This window comes from Rhizobium sp. BK602, assembly GCF_014195095.1.
GTDB lineage: Bacteria > Pseudomonadota > Alphaproteobacteria > Rhizobiales > Rhizobiaceae > Rhizobium.
In genome coordinates this window covers 802,101-826,731 of sequence record NZ_JACIBC010000001.1, presented here as the reverse complement: position 1 = coordinate 826,731, position 24,631 = coordinate 802,101, and the positions used below count along the sequence as shown (strand labels likewise).

The following is a 24,631-nucleotide window of genomic DNA, read 5'->3' as shown; positions in this document are numbered from 1 at the left end:
CGGATTATTCGACCGTCACCGACTTGGCGAGATTGCGCGGCTGATCGACGTCCGTGCCCATGAAGACGGCGGTGTGATAGGCAAGCAGCTGGATCGGCAGCGAGAAGATCATCGGGGCGATGATTTCATCGACGACCGGCAGGGTGATCGTCGCCATGGTCGGAAGCGTGGAGGCAGCCGCACCGGCCTCGTCGGTGATGAAGATGATACGGCCGCCGCGCGCCGCCACCTCCTGCATGTTGGAGACCGTCTTGTCGAAGAAGCGGTCATAGGGGGCGATGACAATAACCGGCATGTTCTCGTCGATCAGCGCGATCGGACCGTGCTTCAGCTCGCCGGCGGCATAGCCTTCCGCATGGATATAGGAGATTTCCTTGAGCTTCAGGGCGCCTTCCATCGCAAGCGGGAAGCTGGTGCCACGGCCGAGATAGAGCACGTCCTTGAACTTGGAGATCTCGCGCGCAAGGCTTTCCATCTGCGGCTGGATGATGTTCAGCACCCGCGCCATGATGCGCGGCATCTCGACCAGATGACGCACCATCGCACTTTCATCCGCGGCGCTGACCGTGCCGCGCGCCACGCCGGCGCCGATGGCCAGCGACGCCAGGACGGCAAGCTGGCAGGTGAACGCCTTGGTCGAGGCAACGCCGATCTCCGGCCCGGCCATGATCGGGAAGACCGCGTCGGATTCGCGCGCGATCGTGGATTCCTTGACGTTGACGACGGCGCCGATCTTCAGGCCATGGTCCTTGCAGTAGCGCAGCGACGCCAGCGTATCCGCCGTCTCGCCCGACTGCGAGATGAACAAGGCGGCCTGCGACGGCGACAGCGGCATCTCGCGATAGCGGAATTCGGAAGCGACATCGATTTCCACCGGCAGGCGGGCATAGCGCTCGAACCAGTATTTGCCGATCAATCCGGCGAGATAGGCCGTGCCGCAAGCGGAGATGGCAAGGCCGGAAACGCCCTTGAAGTCGATGGCCGACGCATTCGGCCGCAGGCGATGGCCGACGAAGTCGACATATTGGCTGAGCGCATGGGAGATCACCTCCGGCTGCTCGTAGATTTCCTTTTCCATGAAATGGCGGTGGTTGCCCTTGTCGACGACATAGGCAGTCGCCTGCGATATCTGCCGGGGCCGGCTGACTTCCCGACCGTTGAAGTCGAGGATCGTGGCGCTATTGCGCGTGATGATGGCGCAGTCGCCATCGACGAGATAGGTGATCTCGTTGGTGAAGGGCGCGAGCGCGATGGCGTCGGAACCGAGGAACATCTCGCCATTGCCGAAGCCGACGGCGAGCGGCGGGCCGGAGCGCGCGGCCATCAGCGTATCGGGATGGCTCTGGAACATGACGGCGAGCGCATAGGCGCCGGTGACGCGGTTCAGCATCTTCAGCATCGCCGCACGCGGGTCGAGACCCTCGCCGACATATTTCGCCAGCAGATGCGCGACGACCTCGGTGTCGGTCTGCGTGGTGAAGACCCTGCCCTCGGCCTTCAGCTCCTCTCGCAGTTCGGAGAAGTTCTCGATGATGCCGTTATGGACGACGGCGACGCCTTCGACGAAATGCGGATGGGCATTGGTCTCGTTCGGAACGCCATGCGTGGCCCAGCGGGTGTGGGCAATGCCGGTCACGCCCGGCAACGGCTCCGCATCCAGCCGCTTTTCCAGGTTGAAGAGCTTTCCTTCGGCGCGGCGACGATCCATTGCGCCGTCATGGATGGTCGCGACCCCCGCCGAATCGTAGCCGCGATATTCGAGACGCCGCAGGGCATCCACCAATCGCCCGGCTACAGGCTTCGTTCCGACAATCCCAACAATGCCGCACATACAACTCTCCGTCTGGCCTCAAATGTGAAGGCAAGTCCTAATGATTCTGTCGATTTTCCTCAATTGCCGTCACGGTCACTTTCGATGTCCGACCGTTACGCGGGATCGACCACGGGTTTAGTGGCTGCCCTTTTTGGCCGCCTTGATGGCCAGGGCCCTTTCGCGGATGAGCTTGGCACGGCCGGGCTTTACTTCCTGGCGTGCCCGCCCAAAGGCCAGCGCTTCGGCGGGAACATCCTCGGTAATGACGCTGCCGGAGGCGATATAGGCATTGTCGCCGATTCTGACGGGGGCTACCAGCGACGAGTTCGAGCCGACGAAGCTGTTGGCGCCGATATGGGTCTCGTGCTTGTTGACCCCATCATAATTGCAGGTGATCGTGCCGGCGCCGATATTGCTGCCAGCGCCGATGGTGGCATCGCCGATATAGGTCAGGTGATTGACCTTGGCGCCCTCGCCGAGTTTGCCGTTCTTCACCTCGCAGAAATTGCCGACCTTGGAGCCGCCGGCAAGGTCCGCGCCCGGGCGCAGCCGCGCGAACGGGCCGACGGTCGCGCCCGCGCTGACATGGGCGCCCTCGATATGCGAGAAGGCATGGATGACCGCCCCGCCATCGATCACCGCGCCGGGACCGAAGACGACATTCGGTTCGATCAGCGCATCCTGGCCGATCACCGTGTCATAGGCGAGAAACACCGTTTCCGGCGCGATCATGGTGACGCCGGAAAGCATCAGCTCATGGCGCCGCCGCTCCTGCCAGAGACGTTCGATGACGGCGAGTTCGGCGCGATTGTTGCAGCCGGTCATTTCCACTTCCGGCGCATCGACCGCAACGGCGCGGCCGCCGAGCGAACGGGCGATCTCGACGAGATCGGTGAGATAATATTCGCCCTTGGCATTGCTGTTGCCGATGCGGTCGAGCAGATCCAGCGCCTTGCGGCCGTTGATGGCCATCAGGCCGCTGTTGCACCAGGTCACCGCAAGCTCGGCATCCGTCGCATCCTTCGCCTCGCGGATGGCGATCAGTTCGCCGTCCTTCACCAGCAGGCGGCCGTAGGCGTTCGGGTTTTCCGTATGGAAACCGATGACGACGATGTCGTTGCCCTCGGCAAGTCCCTGGCGCGCGGCGCGCAGCGGCACGTCGGTAAGCAGCGGCACGTCGCCGTAAGCGACGATGATATCGTCATAGCCGCGAGCGATCGCCTCGCGGGCAGCCAGCACGGCATGACCGGTGCCCAGGCGCTCCTTCTGCAGGAAGGCTTCGACCTCGATCCCGCCGATATCGGCTGCGGCGGTCACCTCCTGCGCATTGCGGCCGACGACGAGCGCTGCGGCGGAAATATCGGTCCTGGCGATCGCTTCCATCACATGCGCGATCATCGGCCGGCCGGCGATCGGATGCAGCACCTTGGAAACCGACGACTTCATGCGGGTGCTGTCGCCTGCGGCAAGGATGATGGCGAGACAGGTGCGTTCCATTTCAAGCTCCGAAAGATGCGACTCGGCGAGGCCTATGTAGGCTTCGTCCTCTCTTAGAGCAATTCCAGGCGAAATGCGCAGCGGTTTTCCATCCGGAATTGCCTAAACAATGACCTTGGCGACGAGTTGAATGGAAACTACGGCGAATTTAGAGGTTGCGCTCAGGCATGCGTCAGCGCCGCGAAGGCCTGCAGCACATGCTGGCGACCATCGAAAATGACGAATTCCATCGCCTTGTAGGCCGCCAGTCCGTCATGAGCCGCGATCGCATCGACAATGGCCATATGCGTATCGGCGATATTGGCGAAGCCGTTGCTGCTGGGCGGCGCGCTCATGCGGAACATGCCGACCAGCGCGGCCTCGATCAGGCCGCCGAGCGAGCGCATGAAAGGATTGTGGGATGCTTCGGTAACGGCCAGGTGGAAATGCAGGTCGGCAAGGGCGAGGCTGTCGGGCGTATGTTCCGGGGCGGCCATCGCCAGGGCCAGCCGCCGCAGCAGCTCGACCTCTTCCGCGCCCGCCCGCTCCGCCACCAGACTGGCGGCAAACGGCTCGAAGGCCAGGCGGATGTCATAGAGATGAAGGAGGAACTCTTCGTTGACACCGCTTTCGAAGTGCCAGGTCAGCACCTCGTTGTCGAACATGTTCCAGTGAATGCGCTCGGTCACCCGGGTGCCGACGCGGGCGCGCGGAACGACCAGCCCCTTTGCCGCCAGTGTTTTCATGCTTTCGCGCAGAACCGTGCGCGACACTTTGAACCGCTGCAGGAGATCGCTGTCGCCCGGAAGGATGCTGCCGATGGGAAAGACGCCCGCCACGATCGCTTTTCCGAGATCATCGACGACCTGAGCATGGCTCGTTCGTGATTTCCCTTCGGATTTTCGTGTCTCAAGCAATCTGCCGCGCAAGCCCCCGATCCTTCCCTAAGCGTAACGTCGGTTGAAACGGGACAGGAGCAGAAGACCTTTCTGCATCAGAATAAACGCAAACAGTAGCAGCCCGATCAATATCTTCGTCCACCAGCTGGAAAGCGTTCCATCGAAGGTGATGTAGGTCTGAATCAAGCCTTGTATGAGAATTCCGATGAGAGTTCCCCCCACGAACCCTGCTCCTCCCGTCAGCAATGTTCCGCCGATAACCACCGCGGCGATGGCGTCGAGCTCGACGCCGACGGTGGCAAGCGAATATCCGGCGGATGTATAGAGGGAAAAAACGATTCCGGATAGACCGGCCAGAAAACCGGAGAGCGCGTAGATCTGCATCGTGGTGCGTCCCACGGGAACGCCCATCAGCTGCGCGGTCTGGACGCCGCCGCCGAGCGCATAGACATTGGCCCCGAAGCGCGTTCGGTGCGCCAAAAGAATGCCGCCGGCGAAGACGAGCAGCATGATGGCGCCGATCAGCGTCAGACGCCCGCCGCCCGGCAAGAGCAGATACATGTCGCTGAGCCCGGTATAGAACTCGTTGTCGATCGGGATGCTGTCGATCGACAGGACGAAGGCGATGCCGCGCGCCAGGAACATGCCCGCCAGCGTGACGATGAAGGGCGGCATGCCGAGATAATGGATGATCGCGCCCATGCCGCCGCCGAAAGCCGTGGTGATCACCAAAACCAGAACGAAGGCGACCAGCGGATGGATCGATGTGTCGCGCATGATGATCGCCAGGAAGACGCCGGTGAAGGCGATGACCGAGCCGATCGACAGGTCGATGCCGCCGGAGAGGATGACGAAGGTCATGCCGACCGCGGCGATCCCGAGAAAGGCGTTGTCCGTCAAGAGGTTGCCGACGACGCGGGTCGACAGCATGGTCGGGTACTGCAGGGCGCAGCCCGTATAGGCGAGGATGAAGATGACGATCGTCGCGAGCAGCGGAAGGTATTTCGAGTTCACTTTGCCTGCTCCTCTTGGATCATCCGCGCCTCGCCCCGCCGGCGCCAGAAAAATGCCGTGACGGACTGGAGAGCCGGAGACTGGATGACCAGAATGATGATGACGATGACGGCCTTGATCACCAGATTGAATTCCGGCGGGAAGCCGGAGAGCAGGATGCCGGTATTGACCGACTGGATGATCATGGCGCCGATCAGCGAGCCGACGATGCTGAAGCGGCCGCCGAGAAGCGAGTTGCCGCCGACGACGACCGCCAGGATCGCGTCCAGCTCGAGCCAGAGGCCGGCATTGTTGGCATCCGCACCCTTGATATCGGCGGAAACGATGATGCCGGCGATGGAGGCGCACAGGCCGCTCAGCGCATAAACGGCGATCAGCAGGATCGGCGTCTGGATGCCGGACAGCGTGCTGGCGCGGCGATTGATCCCGATGGCCTCGACCAGCATCCCGAGCGCGGTCCGCCTGACCAGCAGGATGACGGCGAGCGCCACTGCCAGCCAGACGACGACGGGCATCGGCAGCCAGGAGAAGGAGCCGCTGCCGAAGAAGATCAGCCCCTCGTCGTTGAAGGTCATGATGACGCCTTCGGTGATGAGCTGCGCGATACCGCGGCCGGCGACCATCAGCACCAGTGTCGCGATGATCGGCTGGATATCGAGCACGGCGACCAGCAAGCCGTTCCACAGCCCGCATGCCAGCCCGACGCCGAGGGTCAGCAGCAGCGTATAGGCGAGCGAATGGCCGGAGACGATCGCGGATGCCGCGACCGCGCCGCAAATGGCGATCACCGCGCCGACCGAAAGATCGATACCCTTGGTCGCGATGACCAGCGTCATGCCGATCGCCAGCAGTGCCACGGGCGCGCCGCGATTAAGGACGTCGATGAGGCTGCCGTACAATCTGCCGTTCTGCACTTCCAGATGAAAGAAATGCGGGAACATGATGAAATTCAAAAGAAGAATGGCAGCCAAGGCAATGAGCTGCGGCATTAGTCGAAACAAGGATGCCTTGATCTGGGAACTCATGCTTCCTCCCGCTTGCTCTGAGCCGTGGCAATGGCGTCGACGATATGGCCGGCGGTGATTTCGGCACCGGTCAGCTCGGCAATATGCTCGCGGTCGCGCAGCACGATGACGCGGGAACTATAGGCCACAAGCTCCTCGAGCTCGGAGGATATTACCACCAGTGACATTCCCTGGCGGCACAGATCCTCGATCAGCCGAATGATTTCGGCATGGGCGCCGACATCGATGCCGCGCGTCGGTTCGTCGAGAATGAGGAAGCTTGGATTGGTCGCCAGCCAGCGTGCCAGGATGGCCTTCTGCTGATTGCCGCCGGACAGCAGCCTGATCGGTTTTTCCCGGTCTGTGGTGCGGATATCCAGCGCCTTGATGTAGCGGTCGGCGATCGCGTTCTGCTCGCCGCGCGACAATGGACGAGCCCAGCCGCGACGGGCCTGGAGCGCCATGACGATGTTCTCGCGGATCGAGAGGTCGCCGATGATCCCGTCCGTCTTGCGGTCCTCCGGGCAAAAGCCGAAGCCGTTCTTGATGGCGGCGCGCGGGCCGGAAAGGCTCACCGCCTTGTCCTCGATCCTGGCTTCGCCGCTATCGGCGCGCTCGACGCCGAACATCACCTCCGCGGTCTCCGTGCGTCCCGAGCCGAGCAGGCCGGCGATGCCGACAACCTCGCCGACACGAACCTCCAGATCGAAGGGCTTGATCTTGCCGCGCTTGCCGAAATTGCTGAAGTGATATTTCGCCGGCCCGCTTTCGCTGGTCGCCTGCTTCGTGCTTGCTTCGGCCTCCGCCAGTTCGCGGCCCAGCATCATGGCGATCAGGGTTTGCCGCGGCAAGCCCTCAGCGTCGCGGGTGCCGACCAGCCGGCCGTTGCGAAGAACGGTGATCCGGTCGCAGATTTCATAAACCTGTTCCAGAAAATGAGTAATAAAAACAATTCCAAGCCCGCGTTGCTTCAAGTTTCGCACGACGCCGAAAAGCATGGCGACTTCATGGGTGTCGAGGCTTGCGGTCGGCTCGTCGAGGATCAGGACCTTGCCGGAGAGATCGACGGCGCGCGCGATGGCGATGACCTGCTGGATCGCCACCGAGAAGCGATCAAGCTGGCGCGTCACGTCGATATCGATGCCGTATTGCAGCAACAGATCCCTGGCCATGCTGTTCATCAGCCGGCTGCTGACCATGCCGAGGCGCCGCGGCTGGCGGCCGAGAAACAGGTTTTCCGCCACGCTCAGATTGGCGAGGAGATTGACCTCCTGATAGACCGTCCCGATGCCGAGCTTCTGTGCCGCCAGCGTATCGTGCGGATCGATCTCGGCGCCATCGAGGACGAGACTGCCCGCATCGCGGCGATAGGCGCCGGTCATGCATTTGATCAGAGTGGATTTGCCCGCGCCATTTTCACCGAGAAGGGCATGGACCTCGCCCCGACGCAGCGTGAAGTCGACATGGTCGAGCGCGGTGGAACCGGGGAAATATTTGCAGAAGCCTGTTGCTGTCAGAAGGCGCTCGACATCGTGAGCCATGGCGCGAGAATTTCCTTGGATTGAGCTGCATGAAAAACGCGGAACTGCCGTTTGCCTGCTGCATAATTCTTTAAATCAGTATCGATTTAAGGATAAAATTACGCAGCAATTTTAAGATGTTACAGCGTCATTTTGCACGTCGCATGTGACGTGCGACGCTGTAATGCAAGGCAATTCCGCGCCGAAAGAGCGTGCCGGCCGCTTGTCCGGCCGACACGATCGATTTCTATCTCAGTAGCCCAGGTCTTTCTTCGCCTCGTAGACCTTCTGCGGATCGTCAGCCTGCGTATAGAGCTTGGACTCGGTCTGGATCCACTTCGGCGGTTCCTTCTTGGTCTTCAGGTAGGCGTCGAGCGCGTCGAAGGCGGGACCTGCCATGTTCGGCGTCAGTTCCACCGTTGCGTTCGCTTCGCCGGCCGCCATGGCCTTGAAGAGGTCCGGAACCGAATCGATGGATACGGTCAGGATGTCCTTGCCCGGCTTCAGGCCGGCTTCCTTGATCGCCTGGATGGCACCGACGGCCATGTCGTCATTATGCGCGTAGAGCGCGCAGATGTCCTTGCCACCGCCTTCGGCCTTCAGGAAGCTTTCCATGACTTCCTTGCCCTTGGCACGGGTGAAGTCACCCGTCTGGCTGCGGACGATCTTCAGGTTGTCGTGGCCCTTGATGGCTTCCTCGAAGCCCTTCTTGCGGGCGATGGCCGGCGAGGAGCCGGTCGTGCCCTGGAGCTCGACGATATTGCACTTCTTGTCGCCGACATTCTTCACCAGCCAGTCGCCGGCAACCTTGCCTTCGTGGATCTGGTCGGACGTGACGGCGGTCAGATAGAGATCCTTCGGCGCGTTGATCGTGCGGTCGAGCAGGATGACGGGGATCTTGGCTTCCTTGGCTTCCTTCAGGACCGAATCCCAGCCGGTTTCGACGACCGGAGCGAGCAGAATCGCGTCCACGCCCTGGGCGATGAAGGAGCGGATCGCCTTGATCTGGTTTTCCTGCTTCTGCTGCGCGTCAGCGAACTTCAGATCGATGCCGCGCTTCTTGGCCTCCTGCTTGGTCAGCGTGGTTTCTGCCGCGCGCCAGCCGGATTCAGAACCGATTTGTGAGAAGCCGACGACCAGGTCCTTTGCCGATGCGGACGTGAACATGCAAGCAGCAAGAATCGTGGCACTCACCAGTGCAGTCTTCAGTTTCATAATATCCTCCCAATGGGCCATCTCCTGAGGCCGAGAGAGAAAAAATCATATAGTAATACTTTTGTAAATCGACATTCGTTGATGCAACGCAACAAAAAAGGGCGCCATGGGCGCCCTTTTTCAACTCTGCATTACTAAGGCAAGCTTACTTCGCGGCAGGCAACTTGTCGTCGACGCCTTCGATGTAGAAATTCATGCCGAGCAAGGTGCCGTCGTCAGCGCGTTCGCCGGCCTTCAGCCAGGGCGTGCCATCCTGCTTGTTGATCGGGCCGGTGAAGGGCGCGAGTTCGCCGGACTTGATCTTGGCCTCGGTTTCCTCGGCCAGCTTCTTCACGTCGTCAGGCATGTTGGTATAGGGCGCCATGGTCAGGATGCCGTCCTTCAGGCCGTCGAAGCTCTGTTCGGACTTCCAGGTGCCGTCGAAGAAGGCATGGACGCGCTTGATATAGTAAGCGCCCCAGGTGTCCTCGATCGCAGTCAGCTGCGACTTCGGGCCGGCGGCGATCATGTCGGACGCCTGGCCGAAAGCCTTGATGCCGCGCTGTTCGGCAACCTGCATCGGCGCGGTCGTGTCCGTGTGCTGGGTCAGGATATCGACGCCCTGGTCGATCAGCGCCTTGGCGGCGTCGGCTTCCTTGCCCGGATCGAACCAGGTGTTGACCCAGATGACCTTCATCTTGAAGTTCGGATTGACCGAGCGGGCGCCGGCTTCGAAGCCGTTGATGCCCATGACCACTTCCGGAATCGGGAAGGTGGCGATGTAGCCGGCCGTGCCGGTCTTCGACAGCTTGGCGGCGATGACGCCGCTGATGTAGCGGCCTTCATAGAAGCGCGAATTGTAGGTCGCGACATTGTCAGCCGTCTTGAAGCCGGTGGCGTGTTCGAACTTCACCTTCGGATACTTCTTGGCGACCGCGATCGTCGGGTCCATGAAGCCGAAGGAGGTGGTGAAGACCATCGCGCAGCCGGAGCGGGCCATGCGCTCGATGGCGCGTTCGGCATCCGGGCCTTCCGGAACGTTTTCGAGGAACGGCGTTTCGATCTTGTCGCCGAACTCCTTCTGCAGCGCCTGGCGGCCCTTGTCATGTGCCTGTGTCCAGCCGCCGTCGGTCTTCGAGCCGACATAGATGAAGCAGATCTTCGTTTTGGAAGCTGCTTCCGCCGAGGTGGCGGCGCCGAACCCGACGATGAGGGCCGCGGTGGCGGCGAGTGAGAGAGCTAGTTTCTTCATAGTAACCCCTGTTGGTTGGAAGGTTTCCGATAACCCGTCTTTTTAGTTGTTCATCGATCCGGCACGAAGGATTTGCCGAGCGATGCCGGCGTGTTGATCAGTGTCGCGCGCCGATTTTGAGAGATAATGACCAGGACGACAACCGTGGAAAGATACGGCAGCATCGAGAGGAACTGCGAGGGCACGCCGATGCCGAAGGCTTGCGCGTGCAACTGCAGGATCGTCACGGCGCCGAAGAGATAGCCGCCGATGAGAATGCGCCACGGACGCCACGAGGCGAAGACGACGAGCGCAAGCGCGATCCAGCCGCGTCCGCCGGACATGCTTTCCGTCCATTGCGGCGTGTAGATCAGCGATAATTGCGCTCCGGCAAGTCCGGCGCAGGCACCGCCGAACATGACGGCGAGGTAGCGCGTGCGGATGACATCGATGCCGAGCGCATGGGCCGAGCCGTGATTGTCGCCGATCGCGCGAAGCTTGAGGCCGGCGCGGCTGCGGAACAGGAACCAGTTGACCGCGATCACCAGGGCGATCGACAGATAGAAGACGATATCCTGCTTGAACAGGACATTGCCGATATAGGGGATCTGCGAGAGGACCGGGATTTCGATCGGCAGCAGGCGGATTCCCGGAACGCCCACATAGCCTTCGCCGATCATGCCGGACACGCCGAGCCCCAGGATGGTCAGCGCCAGGCCGGTCGCCACCTGATTGCTCACCAGCGTCAGGGTGAGGAAAGCGAAGAGCAACGAAAACAGCGCGCCGCAAACAATGCCCGCAACGAGGCCTACATAGGGCGAGCCGGAGATCTGGGCGGCGACAAAGGCACCGACCGAACCCATGATCACCATGCCCTCGACGCCGAGATTGAGCACGCCGGCGCGCTCGGCCACCAATTCTCCGATGGCGGCAATGACCAGCGGCGTCGCGGCCGTGATGATCGTCAGCAGGACGGCTTCGAAGAATGTCATGCCGCGCCTCCGGCCTTAACGTGTGTCCGCGACCGGACGAAGCGGATCTTGTAGAGGATCAGCGTGTCGCAGGACAAGACGAAGAACAGCAGGAAGCCTTGGAAGACGCTGGTCACCTTGTCCGAAACGCCGATCGACAATTGCGCAGCCTCGCCGCCGATATAGGTCAATGCCAGCACCAGGCCGGATGCGATGAGGCCGAGCGGATTGAGACGGCCGAGATAGGCGACGATGATGGCGGTGAAACCGTAGCCCGGCGAGATCGAAGGCTGAAGATGGCCGATGGTGCCGGAGACTTCGGAAATGCCGGCGAGGCCGGCAAGCGCGCCGGACAGAAGGAATGCGAACCAGACCATCTTCTTCGGCGAAAAGCCGGCAAAGCGCCCTGCCCGTTCGGACTGCCCGAGCACGACCACCTCGAAGCCCTTCAGCGTGTATCGCATCATGAACCAGAGCAGGATGGCCGCGACGATCGCAAAGACGAAGCCCCAATGCGCCGTGATGGTATCGTCCCAGATCGGCGGCAGCACGCCTTCGGGAACGAAGTCGCGCGTTCCATAGAAGCCGTGGCCATCCGGGTTGCGCCAGGGACCGCGCGTCAGCCAATCGAGGAAAAGCTGGGCGATATAGGTCAGCATCAGGCTGGTGAGGATTTCATTGGTATTGAAATGCGTCTTCAGAAGCGCCGGGATGGCGGCATAGAGCGCACCGCCGATGGCGCCGCAGATCAGGATCAGCGGCAGCAGCATCGGCGAATGCCAATCGTAGAAATAGACGGGAATGATCGAGCCGAAGATGGCGCCGACGCTGTATTGCCCTTCCGCGCCGATATTCCAGTTGTTGGAGCGGTAGCAGACGGACAGGCCAACGGCGATCAGGATCAGCGGGCCGGCCTTCTTCGCCAGTTCGTTCAGCGACCAGGTGTCGAATAGCGGTTCGACGAGCAGGGCATCGAGCGATTCCAGCGGGTCCTTGCCGAGAAGCCAGAACATCACGCCGCCGGCGATCAGCATCAATACCAGCGCGAGCAGCGGCGAGACGAACCCGTAGAGCTTCGAGGCCTGCGGGCGCTTTTCGAGTTCAATGCGCATGCGCGGGCTCCGAATGGGTCTTGGATTCATGCAGGCCGCCCATCAGCATGCCGATCTTTTCCCGCGTCAGCTCGTCCGCCGGATAGGCCGGCGACAGGCGCCCCTCCGAGATCACCGCGATATCGGTCGCCACTTCGAAGATTTCGTCGAGATCCTGGCTGATGACCAGCACGGCCGAGCCGCTGCGGGCGAGATCGACCAAGGCCTGACGGATGCGGCTTGCAGCGCCCGCATCGACGCCCCAGGTCGGCTGGTTGACGACCAGCACCGACGGCTGGCGGTCCAGCTCGCGGCCGACGATGAATTTCTGCAGATTGCCGCCGGACAGCGCGCCGGCCGCGGGGTCGTCGCCGCTCTTGCGCACATCCATGGCCTCGCAGATGCGCTTTGCCGCCTGCTTGACCGCGCCATGGCGGATCACGTTCAGGAAACCACCGCCGAGGAAGGCCTTGCGATCCGATTGGCCTCGCGCCAGGACCAGATTGTCCGACAGCTTCAGGCCCGTCACGGCGGCATGGCCATGACGCTCCTCCGGCACGAAACCGGCGCCAAGCAGGCGGCGCGCATTGATACCCTTGGTACCGACCGCCTTGCCGCGCACGTGGATCAGATCGTCGGAGGCTACCGCATGTTCGCCGGAAACAACGTCGAAAAGCTCTCCCTGCCCGTTGCCGGCCACGCCGGCAATCGCCAGGATTTCCCCCGAACGCACCCGAAGCGAAATATCCTTCAGCGAGATGGCGAAGGGCGTCCGCGCAGGAACGGAAAGGCCCGCGACCTCGAGCTGGATGTCGCCCTTCTTGCCGAGACCCTCATGCTGGACGCTGGCGACATCGCTGCCGACCATCATGCGCGCGAGCGAGCCCGTGGTTTCCTGCCGGGGATCGCAGGCGCCGGTGACCTTTCCGTGACGCAGCACGGTGGCGCGCGAACAGATGCGCTGCACCTCTTCCAGGCGGTGACTGATATAGAGGACCGAGCGACCCTCATCCCTGAGCTGGAAAAGGGTTTCGAACAGCCTGTCGGCCTCCTGCGGTGTCAGCACCGAGGTCGGCTCGTCAAGAATGATCAGCTTCGGATTCTGCAACAGCGCGCGCACGATCTCGATGCGCTGACGCTCGCCGACGGAGAGGTCGGCAACATGCGCGTGCGGATCGAGCGGCAGGCCATAGGCACGCGACAGGCTGGCGGCTTCCTCGACGATCTTTCCGATTGGAACGCTGTCATCCAGGGAAAGGGCGATGTTTTCGGCAACCGTCAGCGCCTCGAACAGCGAGAAATGCTGGAATACCATGCCGATGCCGAGCTTGCGGGCTTCGCCCGGCGAAGTGATGGATACGGCTTTGCCTTGCCAGGCAATCTCGCCGGCGCTCGGCTCCAGCACGCCGAACAGCATCTTCACGAGGGTCGATTTGCCTGCGCCGTTTTCCCCGAGCAGAGCATGAATCTCGCCGGACTGGATTTCCAGATCAATTTTATTACAGGCAGCAAAGCTACCGAACAGCTTCGTCAGTTTGCGAACCGACAATAACGCACCGGCTGCCGGCACATCGGATGACGACACGTTCCCCTCATTTCCTTCCCACCGTCCTGCCCTTGGATTATGGGATCAGCAGCGTAGTTCCACTTGTTTTCCTTGTTTCCAGATCCGTGTGCGCGCGCCCCGCATCGCTCAACGGATAGGTCTGATGGATATTGATACGCACTTTGCTGCTTTGCACAACAGCAAATAACGCCTTTGCACTGGCTCTCAATTCCTCAGGCGTGCCGATATAGGCGAAAAGACTTGGCCTTGTGGCGAAAAGCGAGCCCTTCTGGTTGAGGGTGGCAAGGTTAAAATTCTCTATCGGTCCGGAGGACTGGCCGAAGGTTACCCACAGGCCCCGCGATTTCAGGCAGTCGAGAGACTGCGGAAACGTGTCGCGCCCGACGGAGTCGTAGACGACATCGACGCCCTTGCCGCCGGTGATCTCGCGGACACGCTCGACGAAGTTTTCGCGGCCGTAGTCGATGACGTGATCGTAGCCGTTTGCCAGCGCCAGCTTGACCTTCTCCGCCGAACCGGCCGTGCCGATCACGGTCGCGCCCAGCGCCTTCGCCCATTGCCCGGCAATCAGCCCGACGCCACCGGCAGCGGCATGGAACAAGAGCACGGTGTCCGGTCCGACCTTGAAGGTGCGGTTGAGCAGATATTCGGCCGTCATGCCCTTCAGCATCATCGCCGCCGCCGTTTCGAGCGGAATATCGTCGGGAACCCTGACGAGATGGCGGGTCTCGATGTTGCGCTCGACGCTATAGGCGCCATCCGAGCCGGCATAGGCCACCCGATCGCCGATGGCGAAGTCGGTGACGCCAGGCCCGACGGCGGTCACCGTGCCGGCGGCTTCCTTGCCGAGCGGCAGCGGAAATTGCGGCGCCTTGTAGAGGCCCGAGCGGAAATAGATATCGATGAAGTTCAGCCCGATCGCCGCATGGCGGATCTGCACCTCGCCGGCGCCGGGCGGCGGCAGATCCACCTCCGCCAGCTTCATCACCTCGGGACCGCCGTTTTCATGGATGTGGATGGCTTGGGTCTTCTTCATGACGCACAAATCCTATTGACGCCCGAGGGACGGGAAAAATTGCAGAACCGCACCGATGCAATAGAGATAGAGGCCGCTGACGATGAACAGGACGACGGCCCATTGCGGCATGACGAAATGCATCAGCAGCGAATACATGCCGAGCGCCGACCAGAACAGGAATATGCCGAGATTGAGCGGCCGTAGGCGCTTGACGCGCACGGGATGCAGGAAATTGATCGGCAGGAAGGTGAGGACGACGGAGATGCCGACGATGATCATGGCCGTCGTCGCGCTGGCGCCGATGACGAAGAGCGTGAAGATCACCATGTTCCAGACGACCGGAAAGCCGGAAAAGAAATACTCGTCCGTCTTCATGCCGGTATCGGCGTAGTAGATCGCACTGGAAACCACGATCATGCCGGCGGCGACGAAGGACCAGGGCTCGCCGATCATGCCGCTCTCATAGAGCGCGAAGGCCGGTAGCAGCACGTAGGTCACGTAGTCGATGATGTTGTCGAGCGTGTCGCCCGACCAGTTGGGCAGCACTTCCTTGACGCTGACCTTGCGGGCGATCGGCCCGTCTATGCCGTCGACGAGCAAAGCGAGCCCAAGCCACCAGAACATGTCGACGAAGCGATGTTCCGCCGCGGCGACGACGCCGAGAAAGGCCAGAAATGAACCGGATGCCGTCAAGATGTGTACGGAGAAAGCGCGAATCTCCGCATAAGGCACCCGTTTGTAATTGAAGATTTTCATCCGCCCCGTGACTCGCCCGCTTATTCACCTGCCCCGGCAGGCGATTTTTCTCGCTAATATGCATCCTTTGGCCGGCACTGCCAGCGCAAAAGTGTCCATTTTCCGGGCACGCTATAGCGAGTTGCTGTCATTTTCACCCGCTGCGATGTTTCATCCCATGGATTTCAACAGGCTAAGTGCTTATTTTGAGACGAGAAGCATTTGAGGCATTCGATATGAAGCAGGTTGAAGTGGCCGTAATCGGCGGCGGTCTGGCGGGCATGGTGGCGGCGATCGCGCTGGCGCGGGGCGGACGTTCCGTCGCCCTCGTGGCAGCGCCGTACAACAAGGCCGACCGGCGCACCACGGCGCTGATGGACCAGTCGATTCGTTTCCTGGAACGCTTGGCGCTCTGGGATAGGATCGCCCCTTCCACCGCCCCTCTGACGACGATGCAAATCATCGACGGCACGAAACGCCTATTGCGCGCGCCGACGGTCGCCTTCCGCTCGACCGAGATCGGTCTCGACGCCTTCGGCTATAATATCCCGAATACCGTGCTGCTCGAAAGTCTCGGCGAAGCCGTCAGGGCCGAAGGCAATATCGCGCTCGTCGAGAAGACTGCCTCCGAAGTTTCCATCCGCGAGGATGGTGTGAGCGTGACGCTTGGCAACGGCGAGACACTGGAAGTCGCTTTCGTCGTCGGCGCCGACGGTCGCAATTCGATGGTGCGCGAAACGCTCGGCATCAAGACCAAGACCTGGTCCTATCCGCAGTCCGCCATGGTGCTGAACTTCGCGCATAGCCTGCCGCATCAGAATATCTCGACGGAATTCCACACCGAAAGCGGACCCTTCACCCAGGTTCCCCTGCCCGGCTATCGCTCCAGTCTCGTCTGGGTGCAGAAGCCGGCGGAGGCCGCCGCCAATGCCGAAAAATCGCTGCAAGAGCTCGGCCGCCTCGTCGAGGATCGCATGCAGTCGATGCTCGGCAAGGTCACGGTCGAGGACAATGTGCAGGTCTGGCCGCTTTCCGGCATGACCGCCTATCGCTTCGGCAAGGGCCGCGCCGCGCTGATCGGCGAGGCTGCTCACGTCTTTCCGCCGATCGGCGCCCAGGGGCTCAATCTCAGCCTGCGCGATATCCTCGCCCTGTCGGACATTCTCTGCGAGCACGCCGATAAGCCGATCCCCTCCTCCGCCGGCGATAGTTTCGACCGCAAGCGCCGGGCCGACATCGTCAGCCGCACGGCAAGCGTCGACCTGCTCAACCGGTCGCTGCTGTCGGATTTCCTGCCGGTGCAGATGCTGCGCGCCGCCGGCATGCATGTGCTGTCCGCCATTCCGCCGCTGCGCAATCTCGTCATGCGCGAGGGCATCCAGCCGGGTGGCAGCCTCAGCGGCTTTCCGGCGATGCTACGGGAAAAGCTGCGCCGGTAAGGCGCCGGATTTGATCAGGTAAAGCAGCAGCGATACCGTCACCACCGAACAGGCGGTCGTGATCAGGATCGTGGCCGATGCCCGCTCCTGCCAGACGCCATATTGCTGGCCGATGACGAAGACATTCGTCGCCGTCGGTAAGGCGGCGAGCAGCATCGCCGCCTCGATCCAGATGGGGTCGAAACCACCAACCGCCTGCAGCACGAGATAGACCACCAGCGGATGCAGGATGAGCTTGGCCGGCACGATATAGCCGATCTCCGTCGGAATGCGCTTCAATGGGCGCAGCGCAAGCGTCACGCCCATGGCAAACAGCGCACAGGGCGCCGCAGCCTGGGCGAGATAATCGACGAAGCGCTGGAAGGCGACCGGCGGATGCACGGAAAGAGCCGCAACCGCGAAACCGAGGGCGGTGGAGAGAATGAAGGGATGCAGCAGCACCTTCCTGGCGATATCGGCGGCCAGTTGCGGCAGCGAACGCTTGTCCTCTCCTTCCATCGCCATCATCGTCGGCGCCACGATGAAATGCAGGGCGTTCTCGAAGCAGACGATCAGTGCCACGGGAACGGCGGCCTTTTCGCCGAGCGCCAGAAGCGCCAGGCCCGGCCCCATATAGCCGATATTGCCATAGGACCCCGCAAAGGCCTGGATGGTGCTGTCGGCCAGCGAATTGCGCCGCAGGAAGCGGCCGGCGAGAAACAGCAGCAGGAAGATCGAATAGGTCGCGGCGATATCGGCGACGATGAAATCGACCCGCGTCAGCTGTTCGATCGGCGTCTGCGCGACCAGCTTGAAGAACAGCGCCGGCAGAGCGGCATAGATGATGAAGGTATTGAGCCAGCCGAGCGCCTCGGCCGGCTGCCGGGTGACGCGGGCGGCGATGTAGCCGATCAGGATGAGGCCGAAGAACGGCAGCAGCAGACCGACAATGTCAGCCATCGGGCATGTTCCACTCAACTGATGAAACGAAAGACGGAAGAGAGTGTCCGGCTTAACCGATTTTCATCAGGATTGGAAAGGTCTGCTGGAACCAGATCGCCATGTCGCTGACATAGCCAAAGATGAAGGCGAGCCCGGTCAGGATGAGAAACACGCCCATGATCTTCTCGACCGTGCCGAGATGGCGGCGGAAGCGGACGAGAAAATTCATGAAGGCGCCGGAAAAGCCGGCCGCGATCCAGAACGGAACGGCAAGGCCGAGCGAATAGACGGCGAGCAGCCCGGCGCCGGCCCCGACCGTCTCGCGCGAGGCCGCGACCCCGAGAATGGCGCCGAGCACCGGCCCGATGCAGGGCGTCCAGCCGAAGGCGAAGGCCAGGCCCATAATATAGGCCCCCGTCAGCGTCGCCGGTTTGCCGCCACCCTGGAACCGCGCCTCGCGAGCCAGAATGCCCAGGCGGAAAACACCCAGAAAATTCAAGCCCATGACGACGATGATCAGGCCGCCGATCTTGGCGAGGATATCGAGATGCTGGCGCAGCAGCATGCCGATCGAGGAAGCGCCGGCGCCAAGCGCGACAAAGACGGTCGCAAAGCCCAACGTGAAGAACAGGGCGGAAAACAGCACATTGCCGCGAACATTCGGCCCCGCCGCCACCGCGGCCCCACCGCCACGAAACTGCTCGACCGAAATGCCGGCCATATAACACAGATAGGGCGGCACCAGCGGCAGCACGCAGGGCGACAGAAACGAAAGCGCCCCGGCAAGCAAGGCGCTCAGAAGCGAAATATCGGCAAGCGACACGATGGACTCCGGCTATGTCATTCCAACGGCCTTAGTAGCGTTGCGGAAGGCGGAAGGCCAATCACCTTTTCGCGGGCGACCGATCTCCGGCAAAGTCTGCGGACCGCGAGCCGATATCCGCTTCGCCCGCCCTGCAATGTCGCATTGCTATTGTGGAAATCACGATCGGCCTGGGTAATCATTAGTCAATTCTAATTATTGCCTGATGTCGCGCGTGCATATAGATTATGGAGCTGCGTTCAGCTTCCGGTTGAATGCCTTGTTGTTGGTTAAAGGGGGCATACTAGCATGTCGGAGATCTTTGAGCCGTTTATTGCCAGAGAGCGATCTATCGGACCGTATAAGTTTGACGTCCATGTCGAGGATGAGCTGGGGCGACAGTGGTATAACTATCCCAATCAATGGCAGAGCGAGCGGCAATGGTGGATCGACACCATCAAGCCGGGGGCGACGGTTCTTGAATGCGGCGCCCATCAGGGGCTGACCACGGTTCTTCTGGCGCTATGCGCGGGGCCGACCGGCGTGGTTCATGCCTGGGAGGCCTCACCTCGCAATGCCGCCCTGATCGAGCGCAATGCGAAACTGAACGGGCTTCGCAATGTTGTCGTCCATCCCCGTGCCGCCGGAGATCAAAGAGGCTTCCTGCCTGTTCAGGACAATATGGGCTCGTTCATGGTCCTGTCCTCGGATCAGGACCCGAGAATGTCGACGAAGGTGGAGGTCGTCCGGCTCGATGACGATTATGATCATTCCAGAAAGGTCGACTTTCTGAAAATCGACGTTGACGGCGCCGATCTGGAGGTGCTGCTCGGAGCGCCGAGGATCTTGTCCGACCGGCCCTATATCAACCTCGAACTTCACAATTTCCTCTTCGACAATCCAACCAAAACGGTCTCGAAGATCATCGAGATATTTCAGGATCTGGAATATAGCTTCAAAATCGACGCCTATGACGACAAGGAAATTCACGACGTCGGCATGTCTCCGGATATTGCCTGGCTGACGAGCTTCAAATTCACGCAGCTCTTCTGCACGCCGGTGTAAGTCCTTGGTTCAAAAATACCCGAGGCGACGTCCAGATCATTTGACCCGGTCGCCTCGCCGGCTATTTGCGATGCAATTGGAAAGGGAAATGGCGGAAGAGGTGGGATTCGAACCCACGGTACGGTTTCCCGCACGCCGGTTTTCAAGACCGGTTCCTTAAACCACTCGGACACTCTTCCTGCTGCCGAAGCACGATGTTCAGCAATGTGGTCGGCTGGCTTTACAGCTATTCGGGCCGGAGCGTCAACCGGCAGCGTTCGTGGCTGACGCAAATCCGCGCCGAAGGAGAAGGTGGGGATTGGGCTAGGCGTTTCGGAGAAGGCGCGATACTGGTTTGCGGATCGACTCTCCGGAAGGACATTGCCCGTCCATGACGCCGCAAGATCAGCTTTTGCCCCTTGGCACGATGCCGCTTGCCGGCCCTGCCCTGACCGCCTTCTTCTCCCGCGATGCCGTGGCCGTTGCGGCGGATCTGATCGGCATGCGCTTTTTGGCGGCCGGGGTCGGCGGGCGGATCGTGGAGACGGAGGCTTATCGGCCTGACGATGAGGCGTCGCATGCCTTTCGCGGGCCGACGGCGCGCAATGCGGCGATGTTCGGCCCGGCTGGGCATGTCTATGTCTATCGCTCCTACGGCATCCATTGGTGCGTGAATTTCGTCTGCACGACCGGCAGCGCCGTGCTGATCCGGGCATTGGAGCCGGAGAGCGGGATCGAGGAGATGATCCGCAGACGCGGTGTCGCCGATATGGCGGCGCTCTGCAGCGGCCCGGGAAAGCTGACGCAGGCGCTCGGCATCGATATCGGCCAGAACGGCTTGGCGCTGGATGTGGCACCGTTTGAAATCGCACAAGCGGAGCCTTTGCCCCTGGTCGCGGGCAAGCGGATCGGGATCAGCAAGAATGTCGATCCGCTCTGGCGTTTCGGCGCAGCCGGCTCGCGCTTTTTGAGCCGTCGTTTCCCCTAACAGGGGGAGATAATAAAAGGCCGCCGGCACGATATCCGGCGGCCAGTCAGCCGCGCAGCGAACTGGAAAGACCGCGCTGCTATTCCATCGCGACGCTATGGTCGACCGCCGGCGGCGCCTTCGGCTTGCGCAGCAGCATCAATAGCGGCATGGCGCAGATCGACATCAGCATCAGCAGCTTGAAATCGTCCATATAGGCGATGATCGTCGCCTGCGTGGTGATGACGTTGTCGAGCGCGGCGCGGCCGACGGCCGTCACCGGGCTCAGGCCCTGCGCCGCCGTCGCGTCGAAATATCGGTTGAACGGCGTCACATAGGCGGCGATGGTCGAGTGGTTGACCTGCGTATTCTCGGTGATCAGCATCGAGACGACGGAGATGCCGACGCTGGAGCCGATATTGCGCGAGAGATTGTAGAGGCCGGTCCCCTCGCCGCGCATCTGCGCCGGCAGGGTTGCAAAGGCGATGGTGGTCAGCGGCACGAAGAGGAAGCCGAGCCCCGCCCCCTGCACGAAGCCGACAGAGATCAGCGTCCATTGCGAGACATCGGGCGTCCAGCCGGTCATGTCGTACATCGCCCAGGCCGTCAGTGCCAGGCCGATGAACAGCAGCCAGCGCGTGTCCACCTTGCCGATCAGCCGTCCCACCAGGAACATGCAGGACATGGTGCCGAGACCGCGCGGGCCCATGACGATGCCGGCGGTGACGACCGGATAGCCCATCAGCGTCTGCAGATAGGGCGTCATCAGCGCCAGCGAGGCCAGATAGGTAACGCCGACGATGAAGATGAACAGCATGCTGACGGCGAAGTTCTGGTCGAGGAACAGCCGTGGATTGACGAAGCTTCTTTCGGCCGTGAACGTGTGCACGATGAAGAGATAGAAGGCGCAGGCACAGACCAGCGCCTCGATGATGATCTCGCCGGAATAGAACCAGTCGAGCTGTTCGCCGCGATCGAGGAAAAGCTGCAGCGCTGCGATGGCGATCGACAGCATGCCGAAGCCGAACCAGTCGAGCTTGGCGAGCGCATCCAGCTTGGTTTCGGTGACGTAGACGACGATGCCGAAAAAGGCGAGCGCGCCGATCGGCACGTTGATGTAGAACACCCAGCGCCAGCTTATGTTATCGGTCAGCCAGCCGCCGATGACGGGGCCGAGCACCGGACCGACCATGACGGAGACGCCGAACAGCGCCATGGCACGGCCGCGTTCCTCGACATTATAGATATCGAGCAGGATACCCTGCGACAGCGGCACCAGCGAGGCGCCGAACAGGCCCTGCAGCAGGCGGAAGCCGACGATCTGCACCAGGGATTCCGACAGGCCGCACAGCACGGAGGCGACGACGAAACCGGCGATCGCCACCAGAAGCACGCGCTTGCGCCCGAACTTGGCCGACAGGAAGCCGGAGGGTGGCGTCATGATCGCGGCGGCGACGATATAGGAGGTCAGCACCCAGTTGATCTGGTCGGCGCTGGCCGAAACGTCGCCCTGGATATGCGGCAGGGCGACATTGGCGATGGTGGTGTCCAGCGCCTGCATGATCACCGCCAGGATGACGCAGGCGGTGATCGCGCCGCGATTGGCGATCGGGCCGGAAGAGACTGCCGCGTTACTCATGATCCTGACCGCGGGCTTGGCCGAATAGGCCGGCGATGGCATCCGGCAGGCCGCGTGCATGGCCGGTATCGACATCGGCGACCACGCTCATGCCGACGCGCAGCGGCGGTTTACCCTGCATGTCGTCGATGCTGATGATCATCGGAATGCGCTGTACCACCTTCACCCAGTTGCCCGTAGTGTTCTGCGCCGGCAGCAGCGAGAAGCTCGCCCCCGAGGCCGGCGAGATACTGGCGACGGTGCCCTTCCAGGTGACGCCCGGATAGGCGTCGACGGAAATGTCGACCTTCTGGCCGATGCGGACATAGGTCAGCTCGGTTTCCTTCGGGCTGGCGTTGATCCACATATTGGTGGTCGAGACCAGCGAGAAGCCTTGCTGGGCGGCTGTCAGATAGGCGCCGACCTGCAGCGAGGGAACATTGGTGGCGATGCCGTCGAAGGGCGCGCGCACGACGGTGTCGTCCAGTTCGCGCTGGGCATTGTCGACGGTGGCCTTGGCCTGCAGGTAGACCGGGTTCTGTTCGACCGGCAGATCGGCATTGCCGCCGAGCTGGGCGAGCGTGGCTGCCGCCTGCGCCTGGGCGACCGAAACCTTCTGCTGTGCGGCTTCGAGATTGTGCTTGGCCTGATCGTAGGCGGCCTTGGAGGCGACCGAGCTGCTGATCAGGTTCTGCTGGCGCTCATATTCGGTCTGGTAATAAGGGATGTCGGCCTGCGCCTGGGCGATTTCGGCGAGAGATTGCTTGTAGCTTGCCTGCAGGTTCAGGATCTGGTTGCGGGCATTGCCGAGCTGCGCTTGCGCGCCTTCGAGCGCGATGCGGAAGGAATCGGGCTTCAGCCGGAACAGCACCTGCCCTTTCTTCACCACCTCGTTCTCATGCACATCGACCGAGATCACCGTGCCGGAAACATCGGTGGAGACGCCGACCATATCGGCCTGGATATAGGCATTGTCGGTGGACATGACCTGCCCGCCGGTGACGTAGTAATAACCGCCGACCACCAGCGCGACCGGCAGCAGCGCGAAGAGGATCGGCCGGGTCGGGCTGCGGCGCTTGCGCGGCTTTTCGGAATTCGCGGTCGGAGCCGCATTTCCAGCCGCGGCCGGCGCGGGCGTCGGGCTGGAGGACGGTGCCTCGGCCACGGTTGTCTGGTTCTGTTCGATTGCCGCTTGTTCATCGGCGGAGTTTGCATTTGCGGGTACTCGGAGCGGAGTGGATGCGTCAGCCATGATGTGTCTCTTTGTCGCCGACCGTCGAGCGGCAGGCCTGGACCAGGTTGGATTTCATAAGGGTAAGCAGTTGGTAGAGGTGCTCGTGTTCTTCGGGCGGGACACCCTCGAGCGCCTCCTTACGGGTCAGGTCGCCTGCATTGCGCATCGCCTCGAGCAACGGCCGGGCCTCGTCGTGCATGTAGAGCAGCCAGCTCCGGCGGTCTTTCGGATGCTGGCGGCGCTCGACAAGGCCGCGTTCGGCCAGCTTGTCGAGGATGCGCACGAGGGTGATCGGCTCGACCTCCAATATTTCGGCGAGACCGGCCTGATGGATGCCTTCGTTATGCGAGAGATAGGCGAGCGTCTGCCATTGCGAACGCGTCAATCCCATATCCTTCGCGCGCTGCTCGAACCGCTTCCGAAGAAGCCGGGCAACGTCATGCAGGAGAAATCCGAGGGTCGGGGCCGTGGTCATGATATGAGAAGCCTGCTATTCATAAGCAACCTTATAATGCCGTGACGTATAGTAAGTGCCCGCTCGATTCAAGAGGGTGCGCGATCACAAATAAGGATGGTCGAAAATGTCGCGGGAGGTGTCACAAAGATGCAGCAGTCGTCCCTGGCCAACGGGAGGTGCCGGATCGCCGCCCGTGTGAGGGAACGATAAAATCCGGCGCCTCATATGAGCGGCTTCAGCGCTTGCATGAACCTGCAGGTGGCTGTGACTGCGGAGATAGGATTTTGATCGGCGTCGCGATGCGTCAATCTTAGCGGCGGCTGAGCAGGCCGATGAGGTAACCGATGCCGGCCGCGGCCGCCACCATGAAGATCGGCTCCTGGCGCACCCGCTCCCTAAGCTGTTCCGTGATCTCCTGGGCTTCCTCGGTAACGACGGATTTCGCGCCCTGCCCGACCGCTGCCACGCTCTGGGAAAGCTTCGTCAGGTCCTCGCGCAGTGCGGCAATCTGTGCGGCGAGATCGTCGACCGCGACGTCGGCGCGGGCCTTTGCGGCGGCGGATTGGGCGGAAGCGGATTTCGTTTCGACCATCGTCGGCTCCTCTTGTTTGCTAAA

At 61.8% G+C, this 24,631-nt stretch carries 22 protein-coding genes and 1 tRNA gene; 3 read left to right on the top strand and 20 right to left on the bottom strand.

All coding sequences use genetic code 11. The features are described from left to right. Positions 1-4: 4 nt before the first annotated feature. The 13 genes from glmS to pcsA all read right to left on the bottom strand — a co-directional run bounded on the left by glmS (position 5) and on the right by pcsA (position 15,554). Complete coding sequence (gene glmS, locus FHX11_RS04020; RefSeq protein WP_184355280.1) at positions 5-1,831, bottom strand: glutamine--fructose-6-phosphate transaminase (isomerizing); 1,827 nt, start codon at positions 1,829-1,831, stop codon at positions 5-7. Between the two features lie 117 nt (positions 1,832-1,948). Continuing rightward, positions 1,949-3,310, bottom strand: a complete 1,362-nt coding sequence (gene glmU, locus FHX11_RS04015; protein ID WP_184355278.1) for a bifunctional UDP-N-acetylglucosamine diphosphorylase/glucosamine-1-phosphate N-acetyltransferase GlmU — start codon at positions 3,308-3,310, stop codon at positions 1,949-1,951. Positions 3,311-3,471: 161 nt separating this feature from the next. Further along, on the bottom strand, positions 3,472-4,218 hold the full coding sequence (locus FHX11_RS04010) for a FadR/GntR family transcriptional regulator (protein WP_184355276.1): 747 nt from the start codon (positions 4,216-4,218) through the stop codon (positions 3,472-3,474). 15 nt (positions 4,219-4,233) lie between these two features. Then, entirely contained in the window at positions 4,234-5,202 is a 969-nt protein-coding gene (yjfF, locus tag FHX11_RS04005) for a galactofuranose ABC transporter, permease protein YjfF (protein ID WP_184355274.1), read from the bottom strand. After that, positions 5,199-6,227 carry an ABC transporter permease gene (locus FHX11_RS04000; RefSeq protein ID WP_184355273.1) on the bottom strand — a complete coding sequence of 343 codons (1,029 nt, stop codon included), beginning with the start codon at positions 6,225-6,227 and terminating at the stop codon, positions 5,199-5,201. Before FHX11_RS04000 ends, yjfF begins: the two co-directional genes overlap by 4 nt. Further along, positions 6,224-7,747, bottom strand: coding sequence for a galactofuranose ABC transporter, ATP-binding protein YtfR (ytfR, locus tag FHX11_RS03995; RefSeq protein WP_184355271.1), 1,524 nt, complete (start codon positions 7,745-7,747; stop codon positions 6,224-6,226). Before ytfR ends, FHX11_RS04000 begins: the two co-directional genes overlap by 4 nt. Positions 7,748-7,978: 231 nt before the next feature. Next, positions 7,979-8,941: a galactofuranose ABC transporter, galactofuranose-binding protein YtfQ gene (ytfQ, locus tag FHX11_RS03990; RefSeq protein ID WP_184355269.1), complete on the bottom strand. Its 963-nt coding sequence runs from the start codon at positions 8,939-8,941 to the stop codon at positions 7,979-7,981. Between the two features lie 145 nt (positions 8,942-9,086). Continuing rightward, positions 9,087-10,172: a BMP family ABC transporter substrate-binding protein gene (locus FHX11_RS03985; protein WP_184355267.1), complete on the bottom strand. Its 1,086-nt coding sequence runs from the start codon at positions 10,170-10,172 to the stop codon at positions 9,087-9,089. A 50-nt stretch (positions 10,173-10,222) separates the two neighbouring features. Continuing rightward, the gene (locus FHX11_RS03980; protein WP_184355265.1) at positions 10,223-11,143 is read right to left on the bottom strand and encodes an ABC transporter permease; all 921 of its coding nucleotides are present in this window, start codon (positions 11,141-11,143) and stop codon (positions 10,223-10,225) included. Continuing rightward, a complete protein-coding gene (locus FHX11_RS03975) occupies positions 11,140-12,234 on the bottom strand; it encodes an ABC transporter permease (RefSeq protein ID WP_184355263.1) in 1,095 nt (364 codons plus the stop codon). The genes FHX11_RS03980 and FHX11_RS03975 overlap by 4 nt, the downstream gene beginning before the upstream one ends. Continuing rightward, positions 12,224-13,798: an ABC transporter ATP-binding protein gene (locus tag FHX11_RS03970; RefSeq protein WP_184355261.1), complete on the bottom strand. Its 1,575-nt coding sequence runs from the start codon at positions 13,796-13,798 to the stop codon at positions 12,224-12,226. The genes FHX11_RS03975 and FHX11_RS03970 overlap by 11 nt, the downstream gene beginning before the upstream one ends. A gap of 37 nt (positions 13,799-13,835) precedes the next feature. Continuing rightward, complete coding sequence (locus tag FHX11_RS03965) at positions 13,836-14,816, bottom strand: quinone oxidoreductase (protein WP_184355259.1); 981 nt, start codon at positions 14,814-14,816, stop codon at positions 13,836-13,838. Between the two features lie 12 nt (positions 14,817-14,828). Next, positions 14,829-15,554 carry a phosphatidylcholine synthase gene (gene pcsA, locus FHX11_RS03960; RefSeq protein WP_184355257.1) on the bottom strand — a complete coding sequence of 242 codons (726 nt, stop codon included), beginning with the start codon at positions 15,552-15,554 and terminating at the stop codon, positions 14,829-14,831. 215 nt (positions 15,555-15,769) lie between these two features. On the opposite strand from pcsA, the gene FHX11_RS03955 reads away from it, so the two are divergent. Beyond that, on the top strand, positions 15,770-16,972 hold the full coding sequence (locus tag FHX11_RS03955) for a UbiH/UbiF family hydroxylase (protein ID WP_184355255.1): 1,203 nt from the start codon (positions 15,770-15,772) through the stop codon (positions 16,970-16,972). Here the strand turns inward: FHX11_RS03955 and FHX11_RS03950 are convergent. Beyond that, positions 16,949-17,911, bottom strand: coding sequence for an AEC family transporter (locus FHX11_RS03950; protein WP_184355252.1), 963 nt, complete (start codon positions 17,909-17,911; stop codon positions 16,949-16,951). The genes FHX11_RS03955 and FHX11_RS03950 overlap by 24 nt on opposite strands. A gap of 52 nt (positions 17,912-17,963) precedes the next feature. Beyond that, positions 17,964-18,716 (bottom strand): cytochrome c biogenesis CcdA family protein, encoded by a 753-nt coding sequence (locus FHX11_RS03945; RefSeq protein WP_184355250.1) that lies wholly within the window; start codon positions 18,714-18,716, stop codon positions 17,964-17,966. 288 nt (positions 18,717-19,004) lie between these two features. Between FHX11_RS03945 and FHX11_RS03940 the strand changes: the two genes are divergently transcribed. Continuing rightward, a complete protein-coding gene (locus FHX11_RS03940; protein WP_184355248.1) occupies positions 19,005-19,760 on the top strand; it encodes an FkbM family methyltransferase in 756 nt (251 codons plus the stop codon). Positions 19,761-19,849: 89 nt separating this feature from the next. On the opposite strand, the gene FHX11_RS03935 is transcribed toward FHX11_RS03940, so the two are convergent. Next, positions 19,850-19,939, bottom strand: a tRNA-Ser gene (locus tag FHX11_RS03935). Positions 19,940-20,130: 191 nt separating this feature from the next. On the opposite strand from FHX11_RS03935, the gene FHX11_RS03930 reads away from it, so the two are divergent. After that, positions 20,131-20,727, top strand: a complete 597-nt coding sequence (locus tag FHX11_RS03930; RefSeq protein WP_184355246.1) for a DNA-3-methyladenine glycosylase — start codon at positions 20,131-20,133, stop codon at positions 20,725-20,727. Between the two features lie 79 nt (positions 20,728-20,806). Here FHX11_RS03930 and FHX11_RS03925 read toward each other — a convergent pair whose 3' ends face one another. The 4 genes from FHX11_RS03925 to FHX11_RS03910 all read right to left on the bottom strand — a co-directional run bounded on the left by FHX11_RS03925 (position 20,807) and on the right by FHX11_RS03910 (position 24,607). Next, the gene (locus tag FHX11_RS03925; protein ID WP_184355244.1) at positions 20,807-22,345 is read right to left on the bottom strand and encodes a DHA2 family efflux MFS transporter permease subunit; all 1,539 of its coding nucleotides are present in this window, start codon (positions 22,343-22,345) and stop codon (positions 20,807-20,809) included. Beyond that, a complete protein-coding gene (locus FHX11_RS03920) occupies positions 22,338-23,576 on the bottom strand; it encodes an HlyD family secretion protein (RefSeq protein ID WP_184355242.1) in 1,239 nt (412 codons plus the stop codon). The genes FHX11_RS03925 and FHX11_RS03920 overlap by 8 nt, the downstream gene beginning before the upstream one ends. Then, positions 23,569-24,033 (bottom strand): MarR family transcriptional regulator, encoded by a 465-nt coding sequence (locus FHX11_RS03915; RefSeq protein ID WP_184355240.1) that lies wholly within the window; start codon positions 24,031-24,033, stop codon positions 23,569-23,571. The genes FHX11_RS03920 and FHX11_RS03915 overlap by 8 nt, the downstream gene beginning before the upstream one ends. Positions 24,034-24,325: 292 nt before the next feature. Further along, positions 24,326-24,607 (bottom strand): hypothetical protein, encoded by a 282-nt coding sequence (locus tag FHX11_RS03910; RefSeq protein ID WP_184355238.1) that lies wholly within the window; start codon positions 24,605-24,607, stop codon positions 24,326-24,328. Between the last annotated feature and the right edge of the window lie 24 nt (positions 24,608-24,631).

What these genes read in the sequence shown, in the direction of transcription:
- FHX11_RS03910 (WP_184355238.1), bottom strand. Translation starts at nt 24,607, where the DNA reads ATGGTCGAAACGAAATCCGCTTCCGCCCAATCCGCCGCCGCAAAGGCC.
- FHX11_RS04000 (WP_184355273.1), bottom strand. Translation starts at nt 6,227, where the DNA reads ATGAGTTCCCAGATCAAGGCATCCTTGTTTCGACTAATGCCGCAGCTC.
- FHX11_RS03940 (WP_184355248.1), top strand. Translation starts at nt 19,005, where the DNA reads ATGTCGGAGATCTTTGAGCCGTTTATTGCCAGAGAGCGATCTATCGGA.
- glmU (WP_184355278.1), bottom strand. Translation starts at nt 3,310, where the DNA reads ATGGAACGCACCTGTCTCGCCATCATCCTTGCCGCAGGCGACAGCACC.
- FHX11_RS03975 (WP_184355263.1), bottom strand. Translation starts at nt 12,234, where the DNA reads ATGCGCATTGAACTCGAAAAGCGCCCGCAGGCCTCGAAGCTCTACGGG.
- FHX11_RS03950 (WP_184355252.1), bottom strand. Translation starts at nt 17,911, where the DNA reads ATGGCTGACATTGTCGGTCTGCTGCTGCCGTTCTTCGGCCTCATCCTG.
- FHX11_RS03965 (WP_184355259.1), bottom strand. Translation starts at nt 14,816, where the DNA reads ATGAAGAAGACCCAAGCCATCCACATCCATGAAAACGGCGGTCCCGAG.
- FHX11_RS03930 (WP_184355246.1), top strand. Translation starts at nt 20,131, where the DNA reads ATGACGCCGCAAGATCAGCTTTTGCCCCTTGGCACGATGCCGCTTGCC.
- pcsA (WP_184355257.1), bottom strand. Translation starts at nt 15,554, where the DNA reads ATGAAAATCTTCAATTACAAACGGGTGCCTTATGCGGAGATTCGCGCT.
- FHX11_RS03915 (WP_184355240.1), bottom strand. Translation starts at nt 24,033, where the DNA reads ATGACCACGGCCCCGACCCTCGGATTTCTCCTGCATGACGTTGCCCGG.
- FHX11_RS03925 (WP_184355244.1), bottom strand. Translation starts at nt 22,345, where the DNA reads ATGAGTAACGCGGCAGTCTCTTCCGGCCCGATCGCCAATCGCGGCGCG.
- ytfQ (WP_184355269.1), bottom strand. Translation starts at nt 8,941, where the DNA reads ATGAAACTGAAGACTGCACTGGTGAGTGCCACGATTCTTGCTGCTTGC.
- FHX11_RS03955 (WP_184355255.1), top strand. Translation starts at nt 15,770, where the DNA reads ATGAAGCAGGTTGAAGTGGCCGTAATCGGCGGCGGTCTGGCGGGCATG.
- FHX11_RS03920 (WP_184355242.1), bottom strand. Translation starts at nt 23,576, where the DNA reads ATGGCTGACGCATCCACTCCGCTCCGAGTACCCGCAAATGCAAACTCC.
- glmS (WP_184355280.1), bottom strand. Translation starts at nt 1,831, where the DNA reads ATGTGCGGCATTGTTGGGATTGTCGGAACGAAGCCTGTAGCCGGGCGA.
- FHX11_RS03980 (WP_184355265.1), bottom strand. Translation starts at nt 11,143, where the DNA reads ATGACATTCTTCGAAGCCGTCCTGCTGACGATCATCACGGCCGCGACG.
- ytfR (WP_184355271.1), bottom strand. Translation starts at nt 7,747, where the DNA reads ATGGCTCACGATGTCGAGCGCCTTCTGACAGCAACAGGCTTCTGCAAA.
- FHX11_RS03985 (WP_184355267.1), bottom strand. Translation starts at nt 10,172, where the DNA reads ATGAAGAAACTAGCTCTCTCACTCGCCGCCACCGCGGCCCTCATCGTC.